Consider the following 364-nt stretch of genomic DNA (forward strand, 5'->3'; position numbering starts at 1 on the left):
AAAAAATTGAAGCATTGGGTGGTGCAGCCTGAGTTGCGCACCTGGCTCTGCGAACCTTTCACCGGTCACTTCTTTGGCATGCATCCCATGTACGGGGAGTTCAATGTAAGTAACATCAATGCGGGGGCATTGAAGGAGCATCGCTACGAGGGGCACCTGATAGGGGGAGGCTTTAGCTACGGCTACCATTGGTACCTCTCTCCACGATGGAGCTTAGAGGCCACTGTAGGGTTTGGCTATCTGTATATCGACTATGATCGCTTTGAATGTGCCCGCTGTGGAGAGTTGGAGAAGAGTAAACACAGGCATTACGTGGGGCCTACAAGGGCGGCTATCAACTTAATCTATGTGATGAAATAAAAAG

The 364-nt window shown here is 50.0% G+C and carries 1 protein-coding gene and 1 pseudogene (1 of these 2 cut by a window edge); both read left to right on the top strand.

The window, feature by feature from the left end; genetic code table 11:
* A pseudogene (locus D0T60_RS18925) lies at window positions 1-32 on the top strand (DUF3575 domain-containing protein); it begins 262 nt to the left of the window's first position.
* The gene (locus D0T60_RS04690) at window positions 7-360 is read left to right on the top strand and encodes a DUF3575 domain-containing protein (RefSeq protein WP_255491581.1); all 354 of its coding nucleotides are present in this window, start codon (window positions 7-9) and stop codon (window positions 358-360) included. The pseudogene D0T60_RS18925 and the gene D0T60_RS04690 overlap by 26 nt, the downstream one beginning before the upstream one ends.
* Window positions 361-364: the final 4 nt, after the last annotated feature.

It is taken from the genome of Bacteroides sp. 224 (genome assembly GCF_010500995.1).
Lineage (GTDB): Bacteria > Bacteroidota > Bacteroidia > Bacteroidales > Bacteroidaceae > Bacteroides.